This window comes from Streptomyces flavalbus (assembly GCF_042674625.1).
Classification (GTDB): domain Bacteria; phylum Actinomycetota; class Actinomycetes; order Streptomycetales; family Streptomycetaceae; genus Streptomyces; species Streptomyces flavalbus.
Window position 1 is genome coordinate 977,755 of sequence record NZ_JBHTEB010000001.1, and the last position, 18,041, is coordinate 995,795.

The 18,041-nt window shown below is 73.0% G+C and carries 14 protein-coding genes and 1 pseudogene; 7 read left to right on the forward strand and 8 right to left on the reverse strand.

Going from position 1 to position 18,041, the window contains the following annotated elements:
• The first annotated feature begins 24 nt into the window (after positions 1–24).
• Positions 25–942, forward strand: a complete 918-nt coding sequence (locus ACFQZ6_RS04150) for an NADP-dependent oxidoreductase (RefSeq protein WP_381604986.1) — start codon at positions 25–27, stop codon at positions 940–942.
• Positions 943–1,009: 67 nt separating this feature from the next.
• Here ACFQZ6_RS04150 and ACFQZ6_RS04155 read toward each other — a convergent pair whose 3' ends face one another.
• Together ACFQZ6_RS04155 and ACFQZ6_RS04160 are read right to left on the reverse strand one after the other, a co-directional pair.
• A complete protein-coding gene (locus ACFQZ6_RS04155; protein WP_381604987.1) occupies positions 1,010–1,879 on the reverse strand; it encodes a helix-turn-helix transcriptional regulator in 870 nt (289 codons plus the stop codon).
• A gap of 91 nt (positions 1,880–1,970) precedes the next feature.
• Complete coding sequence (locus tag ACFQZ6_RS04160; protein ID WP_381604988.1) at positions 1,971–2,957, reverse strand: helix-turn-helix transcriptional regulator; 987 nt, start codon at positions 2,955–2,957, stop codon at positions 1,971–1,973.
• Positions 2,958–3,081: 124 nt separating this feature from the next.
• Here ACFQZ6_RS04160 and ACFQZ6_RS04165 point away from each other — a divergent pair, with 124 nt between their 5' ends.
• Complete coding sequence (locus ACFQZ6_RS04165) at positions 3,082–3,771, forward strand: alpha/beta fold hydrolase (RefSeq protein WP_381618068.1); 690 nt, start codon at positions 3,082–3,084, stop codon at positions 3,769–3,771.
• Between the two features lie 13 nt (positions 3,772–3,784).
• On the opposite strand, the gene ACFQZ6_RS04170 is transcribed toward ACFQZ6_RS04165, so the two are convergent.
• Positions 3,785–4,744, reverse strand: coding sequence for an alpha/beta fold hydrolase (locus tag ACFQZ6_RS04170; RefSeq protein WP_381604989.1), 960 nt, complete (start codon positions 4,742–4,744; stop codon positions 3,785–3,787).
• 144 nt (positions 4,745–4,888) lie between these two features.
• Between ACFQZ6_RS04170 and ACFQZ6_RS04175 the strand changes: the two are divergent.
• Positions 4,889–5,498: pseudogene (locus ACFQZ6_RS04175) on the forward strand (TetR/AcrR family transcriptional regulator).
• Between the two features lie 30 nt (positions 5,499–5,528).
• On the opposite strand, the gene ACFQZ6_RS04180 reads toward ACFQZ6_RS04175, so the two are convergent.
• Complete coding sequence (locus tag ACFQZ6_RS04180; RefSeq protein ID WP_381604990.1) at positions 5,529–6,131, reverse strand: TetR/AcrR family transcriptional regulator; 603 nt, start codon at positions 6,129–6,131, stop codon at positions 5,529–5,531.
• Between the two features lie 89 nt (positions 6,132–6,220).
• Here ACFQZ6_RS04180 and ACFQZ6_RS04185 point away from each other — a divergent pair, with 89 nt between their 5' ends.
• Complete coding sequence (locus tag ACFQZ6_RS04185; RefSeq protein WP_381604991.1) at positions 6,221–7,144, forward strand: oxidoreductase; 924 nt, start codon at positions 6,221–6,223, stop codon at positions 7,142–7,144.
• A 53-nt stretch (positions 7,145–7,197) separates the two neighbouring features.
• Here the strand turns inward: ACFQZ6_RS04185 and ACFQZ6_RS04190 are convergent, their stop codons facing one another.
• From ACFQZ6_RS04190 to ACFQZ6_RS04205, 4 genes are all read right to left on the reverse strand, one after another.
• Complete coding sequence (locus ACFQZ6_RS04190; RefSeq protein ID WP_381604992.1) at positions 7,198–7,773, reverse strand: dihydrofolate reductase family protein; 576 nt, start codon at positions 7,771–7,773, stop codon at positions 7,198–7,200.
• Between the two features lie 123 nt (positions 7,774–7,896).
• Positions 7,897–9,924, reverse strand: a complete 2,028-nt coding sequence (locus ACFQZ6_RS04195; protein WP_381604993.1) for an NPCBM/NEW2 domain-containing protein — start codon at positions 9,922–9,924, stop codon at positions 7,897–7,899.
• Between the two features lie 22 nt (positions 9,925–9,946).
• The gene (locus tag ACFQZ6_RS04200; RefSeq protein WP_381604994.1) at positions 9,947–11,344 is read right to left on the reverse strand and encodes a glycoside hydrolase family 43 protein; all 1,398 of its coding nucleotides are present in this window, start codon (positions 11,342–11,344) and stop codon (positions 9,947–9,949) included.
• A 162-nt stretch (positions 11,345–11,506) separates the two neighbouring features.
• Positions 11,507–12,727 carry a MalY/PatB family protein gene (locus ACFQZ6_RS04205; protein WP_381604995.1) on the reverse strand — a complete coding sequence of 407 codons (1,221 nt, stop codon included), beginning with the start codon at positions 12,725–12,727 and terminating at the stop codon, positions 11,507–11,509.
• Positions 12,728–12,969: 242 nt separating this feature from the next.
• Here ACFQZ6_RS04205 and ACFQZ6_RS04210 point away from each other — a divergent pair, with 242 nt between their 5' ends.
• From ACFQZ6_RS04210 to fdh, 3 genes are read left to right on the forward strand one after another with little or no spacing between them, the layout of a single operon-like run.
• Complete coding sequence (locus ACFQZ6_RS04210) at positions 12,970–13,776, forward strand: 4Fe-4S dicluster domain-containing protein (protein ID WP_381618071.1); 807 nt, start codon at positions 12,970–12,972, stop codon at positions 13,774–13,776.
• A 60-nt stretch (positions 13,777–13,836) separates the two neighbouring features.
• On the forward strand, positions 13,837–14,772 hold the full coding sequence (nrfD, locus tag ACFQZ6_RS04215) for an NrfD/PsrC family molybdoenzyme membrane anchor subunit (RefSeq protein ID WP_381604996.1): 936 nt from the start codon (positions 13,837–13,839) through the stop codon (positions 14,770–14,772).
• Between the two features lie 4 nt (positions 14,773–14,776).
• Complete coding sequence (fdh, locus tag ACFQZ6_RS04220; protein ID WP_381604997.1) at positions 14,777–18,028, forward strand: formate dehydrogenase; 3,252 nt, start codon at positions 14,777–14,779, stop codon at positions 18,026–18,028.
• Positions 18,029–18,041 lie beyond the last annotated feature (13 nt).

Sequence of the window (18,041 nt, forward strand, 5' to 3'; positions counted from 1 at the left end):
CCAACTACACGAGAGAGCACATCCATGAAGGCATTGCAGTACACCGCGTACGGTCACAGCCCGGTCGTCAACGAGGTTCCCGAGCCGGTCCCCGGGCCGGGCGAGGTCCTGGTGCGGGTCGCGGGGGCGGCCCTGAACCCGCTCGACGTCAAGATCGGCGCGGGCTACGTCCAGGAGTACTTTCCGATCACCTTCCCCTCGACCGTGGGCACTGATCTCGCGGGTACGGTGGAGCGACTCGGCCCCGGTGTGACGGGCTGGGGCATCGGTGACGCGGTGATCTGCCGCACCGACCCGACCGCCGGTGGAGCCGTGGCGGAGTACGCCGTTGTCCCGGCGGCGAGTCTGGTGGCGGCGCCGACCACGGTTCCGCTCGACGCCGCGGCCGGGCTGGCCACCGCCGCGGCGACCGCGTGGCAGGCGGTCATCGAGATCGCGGAGCTGAGGTCCGGCCAGAAGGTGCTCGTGCACGCGGGCGCCGGTGGCGTGGGCAGCTTCGTCATACAGTTGGCCCGTCGCACGGGTGCGCACGTGGTGACCACGGCGTCCAGCGCCGCCGCCGAGATCGTCCGGAAGCTGGGGGCCGATGAGGTCGTCGACTACACCAGCGTCGACTTCCGGACCGCCGTATCCGACGTCGATGTCGTCGTCGACTCGGTCGGGGGCGAGATTGAGGCCCGGTCGCTCGACGTCCTGAAGCCGGGTGGTCTGCTGGTCAGCCTGCCCGTCCCGCCGGACTTCGAGCGTGCCGCCGCTCGTGGGCTCCGCGCCGAGTTCGTCTTCCACGCCTCCGACGCCGAGCGACTGGCGAAGGTCGCCGCGGCAGCGAACGAGGGTCTCGACATCGTCGTCGACCGCACGGTCCGGCTCAGTGGTGCGGCGGACGCGTTCGACTACGTCGCCCAGGGCCACGCCAAGGGCAAGGTCATCGTCCGGCCGTGACGCACCACGGCCGTCGGGAGGAGGGACCCCCTCGTCCCGACGGCCTGGGACTCCCCCGACGCCGCGCTCAGCGGAGAGGCGATCCGCTCTGCTGCGGGGCGGGCTCGATGTCCCTGCCGCCCAGGACGTCGAGCAGCTTCAGCTTCTCCGCCGAGTCGCCGCCCACCGGGGCCGTGAACCACAGCAGCCGCTGCGCACCATCCTCACTGAGGAGGCTGAGGCAGTCGAGTTCGATCACGCCGAGGTCCGGGTGCATCAGCCGCTTCCGGTCGGCCCGACGTACGGCGACCTCCTGGTGAGCCCACAGGTCCGCGAACTCGCTGCTCGTCGAGACCAGCCGTTGGATCAGTTCGCGCACTTCGCCGTCGCCGCCGCGGCGGGCCGAGACCGCTCGCAGGTCGGCCACGAAGACCCGCGACTGGTGGTCGTGTTCGTCGGGGTGGTAGCGCAGCCGGGCCTCGGGGTCGGTGAACCAGCGGTACACGAAGCTGGCCTCGATGCCCTTCTCGCGGGAGATCGGTCCGAGCAGCGCGGCGGCGAGGCGGTTCTGTACGAGCGTCGCGTGCAGGTCGGTGATCACTGCCGCCGGGGTGCTCGGCAGGCGTTCGAGCAGGTCGAGCATCCCGGGGTGGACGTGCGCCGACGGTCCGTGGCGCGGTGGCAGCGGACGGTGGGCCAGGAAGTACAGGTGCGTACGCTCGTCCTCCGTCAGCCGCAGCGCCCGCGCGAGCGCGGCCACCATCTGTTCGGACGGCTGCGCGCCGCGGCCCTGCTCCAACTGGTTGTAGTAGTCGACCGAGGCACCAGCCAATACGGCCACCTCGTCGCGGCGCAGGCCCGGCACCCGGCGTCGCGCCGACTCGGGAAGCCCCACCTCGCCGGGGCGTATGCGGTCGCGTCGCGACTTGAGAAACTCACCGAATGCAGCCAGGTCCATACCGCCCATTCTGAACCGACTTGCCGGGCTGAGGCAGGGGACGCTGGTACCACCCTCAGGCCACCGCTGGCTCATAGAGCCCGTCACCCCGTCAGGACTGGTCAGTCACCGCGGCCGTGAAGCGGGTCGCGAGGGTTCTGACCGCGGTGCGTAGTTCCTCGCCGCCCTCGACGCGGAAGGGGAACGGGAGGCTCGCCAGCCATTCCTGGGCGTACATGGTCGGGTTGCGGGTGCTGCCGAGGAGGACGCAGCCGTGGTCGGTGGGTTCGAGGCGGCCCATGGGTGGGCGGATCCAGGGGGCCACCTCCGTGGAGGGGAGGTCGAACGCGACGCGGGTGGGGAACTTCCAGCCGAGGCCCAGGTGCTCCTCCAGTACCGCCACCGGATCGAGGTTTTCGGGTGGGGTGAAGCCGTGCTCGGTGCGGTGGACCGCGCGGATGCGGTCGACGCGGTAGGTGCGGATCGCGTCCGCGCGGTGGGAGTGGCACAGCAGGTACCAGCGTCCGTAGCGGACGACGACGGACCAGGGGTCCACCTCCGCCTCCCACTCGTTGCCCGCCTCGCTGCGGTAGGTGATCGACACGCGGCGCCGGGCCGCGACCGCGCCGACGAGTTCGCTGGTGACGGCCGGGTCCGGGCGGGCGGCGTACGGGTCCGGGGCTGCCGACGCGTACTCCCGCAGCATCGCCGCGTGGTGGCCGATGCTCTCCGGCAGCGCCTTGACGACCTTGCCCAGGGCGGTGCCGACCAGGTCGTCGGCGTCGGCCGCGGTCGGCTGGCCGCTGAGGACGGCCATCACCAGGCCGAGCGCCTCGGCCTGCGTGAAGTGCACGGGGGGCAGCCTCGTGCCGCGTCCCAGCCGGTAGCCGCCGTGCGGCCCGCGCGCCGACTCCACGGGGATGTCGGCCTCCCGGAGGATCTCGACGTACCGGCGCGCGGCCCGTTCCGTGACGCCGAGCCGGGCGGCGAGTTCTCCCGCCGTCGTGCCGGGGCGGGCCTGGATGATCTCCAGGGCGCGGAGGGCCCGCGCGGTGGGGCTGAGGTCGTTCGGCGCGGAGGGCGGTACGGGAGGGGGCACGGGAGCAGGCTAGTTCGCTCTGCCGGTCCGGGGGCCGCCGGAAGTTCGTCCAGGAACCGGCAGTAGATCGTCCGGATCTCCTCCTACCGTGGCATTCGTCGCAGCGGAAGAAGGGGAACTGACCATGAACATCCTGCTCATCGGCGGTCTGTGGCTGAACGGGTCCGTGTGGGGGCGTGTCGCGTCCGAGTTGGAGGCGCTCGGGCACCGGCCGGTGCCGCTCACTCTCCCCGGGCAGGGGGACGGCTCCGTGACCGCCACGTTCGACGACCAGGTGGCGGCCGTGCTCGCCGCGGTGGACGCGGCGCCCGGCGAGGTCGTGGTGGTGGGGCACTCCGCCGCCTGCACCCTGGCCTGGCTGGCCGCCGACCGGCGGCCGGAGCGGCTGGCGAAGGTCGTCCTCATCGGCGGCATCCCGACCCCTGACGGTCAGCCGTACGCCGACTTCTTCGAGGTGCGGGACGGTGTCATGCCCTTCCCGGGCTGGGGCCCGTTCGAAGGGCCGGACGCCGCCGACCTCGACGACGAGGCCAGGCGGGAGCTGGCGGAAGCCGCGATCCCCGTGCCCGCGGGGGTGGCCAAGGCGGTGGTACGGCTGACCGACCCCCGGCGGTTCGACGTCCCGGTCCTGCTGGTGTGCCCGGAGTTCACGCCCGCGCAGGCCCAGGAGTGGATCAACGCCGGGGAGGTGCCGGAACTGGCCCGGGCCAAGCACGTCGACTTCGCCGACATCGACTCCGGGCACTGGCCCATGATCAGCAGGCCCGAGGAGCTGGCCCGGATCCTGGACGGGGCGGCGGTCAGCGCGGTCTGAGGGTGCGGCGCGCTCACCTCCGTGAGGCGGTCCGGTACGGCGCCAGGAACCTGGTCAGCGCCGCAAGCATCGCCTCCGGGACCTCCTCGGCGGGGTAGTGGCCGCACTCGGGAAGGACGAGGGTCTCCACGTCGTCGGCGGCCAGCTCCATCGTCGCGCCGACCGCCGCGCCCAGGTTCTCCGCTCCCCCGATGGCCAGCACCGGGAGGGACAGCCGTCGTTCCCTGCGCCGCTGGTTCTGCGCCATGGTCGTGTCGAGGGCGCGGTAGAACGCGAAGCTGGCGCGCAGCGCCTCCGGGTCGGCGGCGAGGGTGTCGACGTAGTGCCGGACGGCGTGGTCGGGCAGCGCTTTGGCGGACTTCGTGGCGAACTGGTGGCCGAAGTAGAGGTGCTCCCGGCCCCTGACCAACTGCTCGTTGAGGTCGGTGAGGCGGTTGAAGGCGAAGTGCCAGAGGCGGTCGTTGGCCTCCCGGCCGCCGAAGAGCGGCGGCGCGGGGGACAGCCCCGGGATCGCGGCCTCGGCGACGGCCAGGCGGGCGAGCCGGTCGGGGTGGTCCGCGGCGAGGGCGTAGCCGGTCCACATGCCGATGTCGTGCCCGACCATGGCGAAGCGCCGGTGCCCGAGCGCGTCCATGAGGGCGACCATGTCGCGGGCGAGCGTGCCGGTGTCGTAGCCGTCCAGGGGCTTGTCGGAGAGGCCGACACCGCGCGGGTCGACCGCGACGACCGTGAAGTCCCGGGCCAGGGCGGGCATCAGGAGGCGCCAGGCGTACCAGGTCTGGGGCCACCCGGCCAGCAGCAGGAGCGCGGGCCCCGCGCCGCCGGTGACGGCGTGCAGACGCAGGTCGCCGGTGTCGACGTACCGGCTGGTGAAGGTGTCGGGGAACCGCGCGGGGAGGTGGGGCGCCCGGGAGACGGAACCGGGGCCTTCGGGCGCGGGCGGGTGGGGTGACGACGGGGGCGCGGTGCTCATCGTGCGGCCTTTCGCTTACGGGTGGCGTGCCCACGTCGAGCACGCCCACCATCTTGGACTGATTGGTCAAAGATAGCGTGACCGATCGGTCCAAGATGCGGGTAGGGTCACGGTGCGGTGCGTGGGGAACGGGAGGTGCGCGCCATGTCCGGGCGGAAGCAGTTCGACGTCGGTACGGCCCTGGACCAGGCCATGCGGGTGTTCTGGCAGCGTGGGTACGCCGACGCCTCACTGGACGCCCTCGGGGCCGCCACCGGCCTCGGGCGCGGCTCCCTCTACGGCACCTTCGGCGCGAAGGACGCCCTGTTCCGCCAGTGCCTGGACCGCTACGCGTCGACCTACGGCGCGCGGTACGAGCAGGCGCTGACCGCGCACCCCGGTGATCCGGTCCGCGCGGTCGAGGCGTTCTTCGACGTCGTGCTGGAGCGCATCGCCGACCCGTCGGTCCCCGCGGGTTGCCTGATCGCCCAGTCCGCCGCGCAGTCGACGACACTGGACGAGGAGAGCGACACGCACGTGCGGGGCCTTCTCGACGCGCAGCGTCAGCGGGTGCGCGCGGCGCTGGCGGGCTCGTCGGCTGACCCGCGGACGCTCGACGAACTGGCCGTGTTCGTCGTCGCGGTGAACCAGTCGCTGGCCGTGCTCAGCCGGTCGCGCCTCGGACGCCGAGCTGCGGTCCGTGGCGCGGCTCGCGTGTACGACGGTGGCGGACACCCTCGCCCGCGCGGCGTCGGGGCCCGGCGCCCAGGACTGACGGGCTCCGGCCGCCGGTCAGCCCGGCGGGTCAGCGGGGCTTCAGGCCGTGGAGCAGGTGGTGGACCACGGTGTCGACGCCCGCCAGGGCCGCCTCCGGGGCCACCATGCCGCCCGCGATGAAGGCGGCCACGCCGTGCAGGGTGGCGCCCGCGACGAGGTTCAGCTCCTCGGGGTCGCCCGCGATGATCTCGCCGCGCTTCTGGGCGTCCACGATGACCCGGGCGAGGGAGCCCACGGTGCGTTCGACGGCGGCGGCCATCTGCTCCGAGGCGTCGGGTTCGTGCTTGCGGGCGTACATCAGCTCCAGTAGCTCCGCGTTGTCGATGGCGAAGCCGAGGTAGGCGCGGGCGAGGGCGGTGAGCCGGGGTTCCAGGGGCAGCGCCGGGTCGTCGGCGGCCTCCAGGGCCTGGCCGAGGCGGTCGTAGCCCGCCAGCGCCAGGGCGTTGAGCAGGGCCTGCTTGTCCTTGAAGTGCCGACCGGGCGCGGCGTGGCTGACGCCGACCTCACGGGCGAGTTCGCGCAGCGACAGCGAACCGACCCCCCTCTCACGCAGGGTCTGTTCCGCGGCGGCGAGCAGCGTCGCGCGCAGGTCTCCGTGGTGGTACGGGCGGCTCTTGGACATGGGCGCCATCGTAACTCCGTGTAGGCACTGACAGCATAGTTGTCAGTGCCATCATTGTTGTCATTGACAGCATTGTTGGCGACGCCTACATTGAGGGCATGGCTGAGAAGACGAAGACCAAGGCGTGGGACGCGAGCCGCCTCCCCGATCTCACCGGCCGTACGGCCGTCGTCACCGGCGCCAACAGCGGGATCGGCCGCACGGCGGCGGAGGCGCTGGCGCGGGCCGGGGCGCACGTGGTGTTCGCGGTGCGGGACCTGGAGCGCGGTCGCGGCGCGGCGGCGGCGGTGGGCGGCAGCACGGAGGTACGGCGCCTGGACCTGGCGGACCTGTCCTCCGTGCGGGAGTTCGCGGACACCTGGGGTGACCGCCCGCTGGACCTGCTGATCAACAACGCGGGCGTGATGATGCTGCCGGAGCAGCGGACGGCGGACGGCTTCGAGATGCAGTTCGGCACCAACCACCTGGGCCACTTCGCGCTGACGAACCTGCTCCTGCCGCGCGTCACCGACCGCGTGGTGACGGTGTCCTCCGGCGCCCACCGCTGGGCCGACGGACGCATCCGCTTCGAGGACCTGAACTGGACCTCCGACTACGACCCGCGGCGCGCGTACGCCCAGTCGAAGCTGGCGAACCTGTTGTTCACCCTGGAACTCCAGCGCCGTCTGACCGAGTCCCGCTCCCCCGTGCGCGCCCTCGCCGCCCACCCGGGCTGGGCGGCCACCAACCTCCAGAGCCACACCACGAACCCGGTGCTGCGGGCTTTCATGGCGTTCGGCAACAGGGTCTTCGCCCAGGACGACCGGGCGGGCGCCCTGCCCACGCTGTACGCCGCGACCGAGGACCTGCCCGGCGCGAGCTTCACGGGCCCGGACGGGCTGGGCGAGCTGCGGGGCGCGCCGACGCTGGTCGGCCGGTCGGCGGCGGCGAGCGACGCCGAGGCGGCCCGACGGCTGTGGACGGTGTCGGAGGAACTGACGGGCGTGAACTGGCCCGTAGGGCAGTTGGTTGCCGGGCGGTAGCGCTGGCAGCGGGCGTCAGTGGAGCTCGGGCGGCAGCGCTCGCGGCGCGGGGGTCAGTGGAGCGTCGGGCGGTAGACGAGTTCCTGGATGTCGCCGTCGAGGGTGCGGGTTTCGAGGAGTCGCAGGTCGAAGTCGGCGGCGCCGTGGAAGATCGGGTCCTGGCCGGTCTGGCCGGTGATGACGGGGAAGAGCGTCACCTGGACGCGGTCGACCAGACCGGCGGCCATCAGGGCCCGGTTCATCGCCAGGCTGCCGTGGGAGCGCAGCGGGACGTCGGACTCCTTCTTGAGCCGGGCGACGACGTCGACGGCGTCGCCGCTGACGAGCGTGGCGTCCGGCCAGTCGAGGGGGCCTTCGAGGGTCTTCGAGATCACCGTGGCGGGCAGGTTCCGCATCCGGGTGACCCAGGGGTCGCGCACCTCGGAGGCGTCGGTGCTCGCGGCCACCATCTGCGCGAACATGCGGTAGGTGGTGGCCCCGAAGACCATCCGTTGCTCCGGGTCGTAGAGGGCGAGGCGGTGGTCGAGCAGTTCGGGGCCCTGTTTGCCCCAGTAGCCGGTCCAGTCGCCGGTGGCGGCACCGTAGCCGTCGAGGCTGGAGAACACGTCGAAGGTGTAGGTGGCGGTCATGTCGATCTCTCCTGAGGTGTGGCCGACGATCGCGGCTGCGGTGGCGGGCCTCGGTGTGCCCCGCGGCTCTGTAGACCGGGGCCGGTCCCGGAACTCATCGGTCGCGATCGTCGTGCCGACGCGTCAGCAGGTCACGCGCGCCTCCGCCCAGTCCGCGTGGTCGTAGTCGACGCCGTCCCCGCCGTCGGTGGTGACCAGGCGGACCACCTGGGCGCCGGTGACGTCGGCGGTGAGGGGCTGGGCGGGCATCGCGTTGGTGAGGACGCCGGTGGTGGCGACCCGCACGCCGTCCGCCCAGATCTCGAAGGCGACGGTGCCCAGCGCGCCGGTCTCGTCGTCGAGGCCGACGTCCGCGGTGACGCGTTCGCAGCGCCTGCCGGTGTAGACGGCGACGTCGCTGGGGGCGTGGACGCCGAGGCCCTTGGCGTAGGCGGTGCCGCCGACGGTGATCGGGCGGCCGTCGCCCGCCGCCTGCTCGCCGTTGCTGGTGTCGCGTTCCACCGGCCCCCAGCCGTTGCCCGCCGCCAGCCACGGCAGGTCGCTGAGGTACGACGTCCCGGTGGGCGGCGGCACGACCACGCTGACGGTCAGCGGGAGGGTGGTGGTGACCGGCGTCCCGGACGGGGAGCGGTAGCTCGTCCGCAGGGTGAGGGCATGGGCGCCGGTCGCGGTCCCGGTCGGCGCGGTCACCCGCCAGGCGGTGCGCAGCGTCCTGCCGGGGGCGAGGCTGGCGGCCGTGGTCGCGGTGGCCGGGGTCACCGTCCAGCCGTCGGGGCCGGTCAGCGCCACCGAGACGCGTCGGGCCGTGGTGCGGCCCAGGTTGGTGACGGTGCCGGTGAGGGTGGCCGGGCTGGCGGCCTCCAGCAGCGTGCCGCCGTCCACGGCGACGTCGACCGCCGGTGGGTGGGCCGCCCAGTCACCGCTGGCCGCCACCCGCAGCAGCACGGTGCCGTGGGCCGGGACGGTGGCGGCGAGGGTGCCCGCGGTGTGGGAGGTCCGGTGCTGCCACAGGTCCCGGGAGGTGTAGGCGTCCGCGTCGGGCAGGCCGACGGCGTGCGCGGTGGTGGTGATGTGCTGGGCGGTGCCGGACTCGTTGAACAGGGCGACGGCGCGGCTGCCGTCCGCCATCTCCTTGGCGATGACCCAGCGCCCGCCCTCCGAGGAGACGACCGTGCCCTGCTCGCCGAGCGGGTCCTGGTCGACGGCGATGACCTCCTCGTTGCCGAGGACCTCGAAGGTCGCCGGGGTCGCCTGGCGCAGGTCGGAGCCGATCAGCAGCGGTGCGGCCATGATCGACCAGAGGGAGAAGTGCGAGCGGTACTCGGTGTCCGTCATGCCGCCGTTGCCGACCTCCAGCATGTCGGGGTCGTTCCAGTGGCCGGGTCCGGCGTACGGGGCGAGGGGGAGGTTCTGCTTGGCGATGGACAGCATCGAGCCCCAGGAGTCGCTGATGTCGCCGGTGGTCCGCCACAGGTGGCCGACGTCGGACGCCCACTCCCAGGGCCGGTTCTGGCCCCATTCGCAGATGCTGTAGACGATGGGCCGCCCGGTCGCCGCCAGCGCGTCGCGCATGGTCGTGTAGCGCTGTCTGGCGTCGACGCCCTGATTGTTGCAGTTGTCGTACTTCAGGTAGTCGACGCCCCAGTCGGCGAACTGCCGGGCGTCGCTGTACTCGTGGCCCAGGGCGCCCGGGAAGCCCGCGCTGTTGCAGGTCTTGGTGCCCGCGCTGGTGTAGATGCCGAACTTCAGGCCCTTGGCGTGCACGTAGTCCGCGACCGCCTTGATGCCGTGGGGGAAGCGCACCGGGTCGGGCACCAGCTTGCCGTTCGCGTCGCGCTCCGGCAGGGCCCAGCAGTCGTCCAGGTTGACGTACTCGTAGCCCGCGTCCTTCAGGCCCTTCGCGACGAAGATGTCCGCGACGCCCTTGACCATGTCCTCGTTGAACTCGGCCCGGCAGTGGGTGGAGTTCCAGTTGTTGAAGCCCATGGGCGGGGTGAGGGCCAGACCGACCCCGGGCGGCGCGGGGGCCGCGGGGGCGGCGAGGGCGGCGAGGGCCGTGGGGGCGGCGGCCAGGCCCGCCGCGAGCAGCGCCGCCGCGGTGAGTGCCCCGGCGATCCGGCGGCACCGGGTACGGGTGTGTGGCTCGTGCATCGTTGGGCTCTCCTTCCCGGGGTCAGTGGCCGACGGAGAACGTGGCGTCGGCGCGGTCCGTGGCGGTCGGGACCGGGGCGACGCGCAGCGCGTAGTCGTAGTGCCTGAGGTACCGCGTCGGGTTGTTGTGGGAGCGGAACGACGCCCAGGAGGCGTCGGCCAGGCCCGCGACCCGGTGGAAGGTGGCGTCCTGGGCGAAGGTGGCGCCGCCGTCGTTGACGTCGAGGCGGAGCTGGTAGTCGTAGTGCCGCAGGTAGCGGGTCGGGTGGTTGACCGACTGGAAGGACACCCCGGCGGCGTCCGCGAGGCCGGGGACCAGGCGCCACTGGGAGTCGGTGTACGGGTCGAACGGGTAGGTGTCGATCCGGGCGGTGTAGTCGGCGTGGCGGACGTAGCGGTCCGGGTAGTTGTACGACTTCAGCCGGTTCCAGGTCGGCGCGCCCCAGCGGGCGAGCAGGTTGGTGTACTCGGTGGCGGTGACGGGCGCGATGGTGCAGTGCTTGGCGTTGCCGGGGTGGGTGTAGAGCCGCTGGTCGACCGGGGTCCAGGTGCCCGCGGCGAGGCTGCCACTCTGCCAGGCGTAGAAGACGCCGTTCGGCGTGTAGGTGTCGCCCCAGAGGTACCAGTTGCCGGAGGTCAGGGACTTCACCAGCGTCGGGGCCTCCGTGCCGCCGTGCGCGACCGACGTGCTGAACGGCGTGAAGCTGCCCGGGTTGAGGGTGCTGGAGCGGGCGCCGACCAGGCCGCCGGTGCGGCTGCTCTTGAAGTAGAGGTAGTTGACGCCGTTGACGCCCACGGCCATGTCGCCGTCGATGACGTCGTAGCCGGGGTCGAAGAACACCTGCGGCGCGGAGACGGTGGTGAAGTCGGCGGTGTAGTTGACCATCAGGACGTTGTGGCCGCTGGAGTTGACCGCCGAGTAGAGGATGGCGTACTGGCCGCGGCCCGGGTCCCAGAACGCCTCCGGGGCCCAGCTGTGGGTGGCCATGTCGTGCAGGTGGGGGCGGCGGTAGTTGGTGAAGGTGCGCAGGTCGGCGGAGTCCCAGACGTGGATGGTCTGGCTGTTGTAGCCCCAGTCGGTGCCCTTGAGGTCGGTGGCCAGCACGATGAACGTGCCGTCCCGCTTGCGCATGATGAACGGGTCGCGCAGGCCGCCCGCCCCCGCGGTGGGGGTGACGACGGGGTTGTTCTGGTTGAGGGGCGTCCAGTTGAGGGAGTCGGTGCTGACGGCGAGGTGGAGGCCGTAGTCGGTGCCGAGTCCCTGCGGCGACTCGGTGAAGTAGCCCATGACGTAGGCGGAGTCGGCGGCGTGGGCGGGGCGGGCGCCCAGGGTCAGGTCGGTGGCGAGGGCCAGGGAGGTGGCCGCGGTGGCACCGAGGAAGAGTCTGCGGGAGGGGAGGGTGCGGGTGGCGTGGGTCATCGGCTCTCCGGGCTCGTGCGGGGCGGGGAAACCTCTTACGCGTCCGCGATTACGCGTTCGTGATATCGAACCTGGTTCGGAAGACCGGTCAGACCGTAGAACCACGTCGGGTACACGTCAATGCTCCCGACGCGCTGGAGCGGGCCCGGCGGTGACGGCGGGTCAGGGCTGGAGCGGTGCCAGCGCGCCGACCACGCGGTCGAGGACCTCGTCGAGGAGGCGTGCCGACGTGGCGAAGTTCAGCCGCAGGCAGGACGCGGCCGACGCGCCGAACCACTCGCCGCCCTCCAGGCGCACGGCCCCCCGCTCCAGCACCGTCTGCACCGGCGCCTTCGGGAACGCCAGCCGCCCCGCGTCGAGCCAGGCGAGGTAGGTGCCGTCCGGCATGTGGTGGCGTACGGCGGGCAGCCGGGCGGCGAGGACGTCGCGGACGCGGTGGCGGTTGCGGTCCAGGACGGCGAGCAGGTCGCGCTGCCAGGCGTCGCCGTGCAGCCAGGCCGCCTCGGTGCCGACGACGCCGAGTTCGGACACGGCGCCGTACAGCTCCGGCGGCTCGGCGTCCCGCAGGGCGAGCAGCCGGTCGGGGCCGTAGTGCGTGACCATGCAGCGCAGCCCGGCGATGTTGAACGCCTTGCTGGCGGAGGTGAGGGTCACCGTCCGCGCGGCGGCGTCGGGCGACAGGGACGCGAAGGGGATGTGCCGGTGGGGCGCGTGGGTCAGCTCCGCGTGGATCTCGTCGCTGACGACGAGCAGGTCGTGCCGCCGCGCGATGGACGCGATCTCCTCCAGTTCGGCGCGGGTGAGGACGTGTCCGGTCGGGTTGTGCGGGTTGACCAGGAGCAGGGCCTTGCAGCCGTGCCGGGCCACGCCGTCCGCGAGGGCGGCCAGGTCCATCCGCCAGCCCGTGTCGGTGTCGGTCGTCGGGACGGCCACGGTCTTGCGGCCCATCGTGTCGAGGGTCGCGAGGAAGGGCGGGTAGTTCGGGGTCTGGACGGCTATCGCGTCGCCGGGCGCGGTCGCGAGGTGCAGCACGACCTGCACGGACTGGATGAGGTCGCTCTGCTCCCGCACCCGCGAGGCGTCGGCCTGCCAGCCGTACCGCTCGGCCATGCGCCGGGCGAACAGGGGCCGCAGCGGCGTCCCGTCGGGCCAGTCGGGGTAGCCGAGGTCCCCGCCGTCGACGTGGGCGCGCAGGGCGTCCCGTACGACGGCCGGGGCGGGGAAGTCCATGTCGGCCACCCAGGCGGGCAGCACGTCCGGGCCGACCCCCGCCCACTTCACGCCGGGCCGGTTCCTGAGCCACTCGGGGTCGAGGTCGTCGAAGCCCGGCACCTCACGGCCGACGACCGTGGACGACGGGCCGGGGCGGTCTGCTGCGTTCATGGACGGGAGGGTTCCCTTCAGGAGCGGGTCGCGGCTGGTGTGGTCCTCAGCCGCACATGGTGCCGTGGGCACCGGCGTCCCCGGCAGGGGCCCCGGCGATTCCCCCGGCCACCGTTTCGGGCGCGCGCGGCGCGGGCACCCGTGCCAGGCTCGTGAGGTGAGCGAGACACCGGAGCTGGAGGTCCGACGTGCCGGAGGACACCACCGCGCGGGCGGCCGGGTACCCCGACGCCCCGCCGCGCATGGGCTTCTTCACGGACACCTCCGTGTGCATCGGCTGCAAGGCGTGCGAGGTGGCGTGCAAGGAGTGGAACGCCCTCCCGGAGGACGGCCTGGAGCTGACGGGCATGTCCTACGACAACACCGTGGGCCTCGGCGCCGACACCTGGCGGCACGTCGCCTTCGTGGAGCAGCAGGTCCCCGCCGACGTGGACGTGTTCAGCGCCGCCCGTGACCTGGACGCGGACGGTCCCGGCGCCACCGGGACGCGCTGGCTGATGTCGTCGGACGTGTGCAAGCACTGCACGCACGCCGCCTGTCTCGACGTGTGCCCGACCGGTTCCCTGTTCCGCACGGAGTTCGGGACGGTCGTCGTCCAGGAGGACGTCTGCAACGGCTGCGGCTACTGCGTCCCGGCCTGCCCGTACGGCGTCATCGACCAGCGTCGGGACGACGGGCGGGCGTGGAAGTGCACCCTGTGCTACGACCGGCTCGGCGTCGGCATGGAACCGGCCTGCGCGAAGGCCTGCCCCACGGAGTCCATCCAGTTCGGCCCCCTTGAGGAGCTGCGGGAGCGCGCGGCGGGCCGGGTCGACGCGCTGCGCGCGGCCGGGGTCACCGGCGCCCGCCTCTACGGCGCGGACCCGGAGGACGGTGTGGGCGGTGACGGGGCGTTCTTCCTGCTGCTGGACGAGCCCGAGGTGTACGGGCTGCCGCCCGACCCGGTCGTCACCACCCGTGACCTGCCCGCCATGTGGAAACACGCGGCGACGGCAGCCGCGTCACTGGCGGCCCTGGCCGCGGTCTGCTTCACCAAGGGGCCGCGATGACCACCGCCAGCTTCACCAGGGAGCCGCGATGACCGCCGTCAGCTTCGCCGGGAGGGCGCGATGACCGTCACGGGACAGCGGCGTCGGCGCCGTGGTGAGCAGCCGGTGGTGCCCGAGGCGGCATTCGCCTCGTACTACGGCACCCCGATCCTCAACAGCCCGACGTGGCGGGCGCTCGACATCGCGGGCTACCTCTTCGTCGGCGGTCTCGCCGGGGCGTCCTCGCTGCTGGCCGCCGGGGCCGGGGCCACCGCCCGGCCCGCGCTGGCCCGCACGGCGAAGCTGGGCGCGGCGGGCGCGGTCTCGGCGTCGCTGGCGCTGCTGGTGCACGACCTGGGCCGCCCGGCCCGGTTCCTGAACATGCTGCGGGTCTGCAAGCCGACCTCCCCGATGAGCGTGGGCTCCTGGCTGCTGGCGGGCTACGCGCCGCTCACCCTCACCGCCGCCGCGACCGACGTGGCGGGCCGGTTCCGGCTCGTCGGCCGCGCCGCCACCGCGTCCGCCGCGGCGCTGGGCCCGGCCGTGGCGACGTACACCGCGGTCCTCCTCGCCGACACCGCGGTGCCGTCGTGGCACGAGGCGCACCGGGAGCTGCCGTTCGTGTTCGCCGGGTCCAGCGCCACGGCGGCGGCCGGGCTGGCGCTGGTGGGCGCACCGGCCGCGCAGACCGGTCCCGCGCGCCGGATGGCCGTCCTGGGCGCAGCGCTCGAAGTGGGCGCGTTCCGCCTGATGAGGCGGCGCATGGGGCTGACGGCGGAGCCGTACGAGCGGCGTCTGCCGCGCGCCGCCGAGGCGCTCACCGTCGGCGGCGCCGTCCTCGCGGGCCTGCGCGGCGGCCGTACCGTCGCCGCCGTCGCTGGCGCCGCGCTGCTGGCCGGGTCCGCCGCGCTGCGGTTCGGGGTGTTCCACGCCGGGGTGGCGTCGGCCGAGGACCCGAAGTACACCGTCGTACCGCAGCGGGAGCGGCTGGACTCCCGGCCGCGGGAAGGGGCGTGAGGAGATGGGCGTCCGCACCTGGATCGACTCCTGGCCGGTGTACCGGCAACTGACCGGCACGGACCCGCTGGGGCGCGGCGCCGCCGCGAAGAGCGGCAGCGAGCGCACGCCGAGGGTGGCGTCGGCGGACCGCGTGGTGAAGTCCGTGTGCCCGTACTGCGCGGTGGGCTGCGGGCAGGACGTGTACGTCGAGGACGGCCGCGTCACCCAGATCGAGGGCGACCCCGACTCCCCCGTCTCCCGTGGGCGGCTGTGCCCGAAGGGCTCGGCGACCCTCCAACTGACCACCGGGCCCGCCCGCGAACACCACGTCCTGTACCGCAGGCCGTACGCCACCGACTGGGAGCGGCTCGACCTGGACACGGCGATGGACATGATCGCGGACCGGGTGATCGCGGCACGCCGGGCGGGCTGGCAGTGGGAGGTCGACGCCACCCGCACCCGGCGCACGCTGGGCATCGCGAGCCTCGGTGGGGCGACCCTCGACAACGAGGAGAACTACCTGATCAAGAAGTTGTTCACCGCCCTGGGCGCCGTACAGATCGAGAACCAGGCGCGCATTTGACACTCCGCCACCGTTCCCGGTCTGGGAACCTCGTTCGGCCGCGGCGGCGCGACCACCTTCCAGCAGGACCTCCAGAACAGCGACTGCATCGTCATCCAGGGCTCGAACATGGCCGAGTGCCATCCGGTCGGGTTCCAGTGGGTGATGGAGGCCAAGGCGCGCGGCGCGAAGGTGGTCCACGTGGACCCGCGGTTCACCCGCACCAGCGCGCTCGCGGACCTGCACGTGCCGCTGCGCGCGGGCTCGGACATCGCCTTCCTCGGCGGGATCATCAACCACGTCCTGACGCACGAGGCGTACTTCCGGGAGTACGTGGTCGCCTACACCAACGGGCCGGTGGTCCTGCGGGAGGACTTCCGGGACACCGAGGACCTCGACGGGGTCTTCTCCGGCCTGGACGCGGACGGCCGCCGCTACGACAACGGCACCTGGCAGTACGCGGGCGCGCACGTGCAGGCGGCGTCGGGCCAGCGGGAGCAGTTGTACGAGGAGCGCGCGGGCAGCGGCTCGCTGTCGGCGGAGGCGGGCGGCGAGGCGCACGGCTCGGGCGGCGCGGACATCGGCGGCGCGGAACCCGAGCGCGACGAGACGCTCACCCACCCGCGCTGCGTCTTCCAGGTGCTCAAACGGCACTACGCCCGCTACACGCCCGAGGTGGTGGAGCGGATCTGCGGGGTGCCCCAGGAGGTGTTCCGGCAGGTCTGCGAGCTGGTGACCCAGAACTCGGGGCGGGAGCGGACCACGGCGTTCGCGTACGCCGTGGGCTGGACGCAGCACACGGTGGGCGTGCAGTACATCCGCGCGGCGTCGGTGCTCCAGAGCCTGCTGGGCAACATCGGCAGGCCCGGCGGCGGCATCCTGGCGCTGCGCGGGCACGCCTCCATCCAGGGCTCGACGGACATCCCGACGCTGTTCAACCTGCTGCCGGGGTACATCCCGATGCCGCACGCGCACGAGCGGCAGGACCTGGACACGTTCGTGCGGGCGGACGCGGCCCGCAAGGGCTACTGGGGCGACATGCGCGCCTACCTGGTCAGCCTGCTCAAGGCGTACTGGGGTGCGGCGGCGACCGCCGAGAACGACTACCGCTTCGACTACCTGCCGCGCCTCACCGGCTCGCACTCCACGTACGAGACGGTGATGGCCCAGTTGGACGGCGTCTGCAAGGGCTACTTCCTGATGGGCGAGAACCCGGCCGTCGGCTCCGCCAACGCCAAGCTCCAGCGGCTCGGCATGGCGAACCTGGACTGGCTCGTCGTACGGGACTTCTCGCTGATCGAGTCGGCGACCTGGTGGCGGGACGGTCCCGAGATCGAGACGGGTGAGCTGCGCACCGAGGACATCGGCACGGAGGTGTTCTTCCTCCCGGCCGCCGCGCACACCGAGAAGGACGGCACCTTCACCAACACCCAGCGGCTGCTGCAGTGGCACCACCAGGCCGTCGAACCGCCCGGCGAGGCGCGCAGCGACCTGTGGTTCACCTACCACCTGGGGCGGCTGGTCCGGGAGAAGCTGGCCGCGTCCACCGACCCGATGGACGCGCCGGTCCTCGACCTGACCTGGGACTACCCGACCAAGGGCGGGCACGCCGAACCGGACGCCGCCGCCGTCCTGGCCGAGATCAACGGCCATGACGCGGACGGCAACCCGCTCAGCTCCTACGAGCAGCTCGCCGCGGACGGCTCCACCGCCTGCGGGTGTTGGATCTACTGCGGGGTGTACGCCGACGGCGTCAACCAGGCGGCCCGCCGCGTCCCGGGCGGCGAGCAGGACTGGGTGGCGGCCAAGTGGGGCTGGGCGTGGCCGGCGAACCGCCGGGTGCTGTACAACCGGGCCTCCGCCGACCCGGAGGGCCGCCCGTGGAGCGAGCGCAAGGCGCTGGTGTGGTGGGACGCCGAGCGCGGCGAGTGGACCGGGCACGACGTGCCCGACTTCAAGAAGGACAAGGCGCCCGACCACCGCCCGCCGCCGGACGCCAGCGGCCCCGAGGCGCTCGCCGGCACCGACGCGTTCATCATGCAGGCCGACGGCAAGGCGTGGCTGTACGCCCCGTCCGGCCTCACCGACGGCCCGCTGCCCACCCACTACGAGCCGCAGGACTCACCGTTCGCGAACCTGCTCTACGGCCAGCAGCGCAACCCGGTGCGGCAGTTGCTGCGCCCGCACCCCGACAACCGCTACCAGCCCGGCCCCGGCGAGCCCGGCTCCCGCGTCTACCCGTACGTCGCGACGACCTACCGGCTGACCGAGCACCACACGGCGGGCGGCATGTCCCGCTGGCAGCCGTACCTGGCGGAGCTGCAACCGGAGTTCTTCTGCGAGGTCTCGCCGAAGCTGGCGGCCGAGCGGGGCCTGGAGCACACCGGCTGGGCGACGATCGTCAGCGCGCGCGGGGTGATCGAGGCGCGGGTCCTGGTCACCGAGCGGATGGCGACGCTGACGGTGCACGGGCGTCCGCTGCACCAGGTGGGCCTGCCCTACCACTGGGGTCCGAACGGGCTCGCCACCGGCGACGCGGCCAACGAGCTGCTGCACCTGTCCCTCGACCCGAACACGCACATCCAGGAGGCGAAGGCGTTCGCCGTCGACATCCGGCCCGGCTGCCGTCCCCGGGGCCCGGCGGCGACCGAGCTGGTGCGCGCGTACCGGGCGCGGGCGGGTGTCGACGAGCGGACGGGCACGGAACTCTGAGCACCCTCGGGTA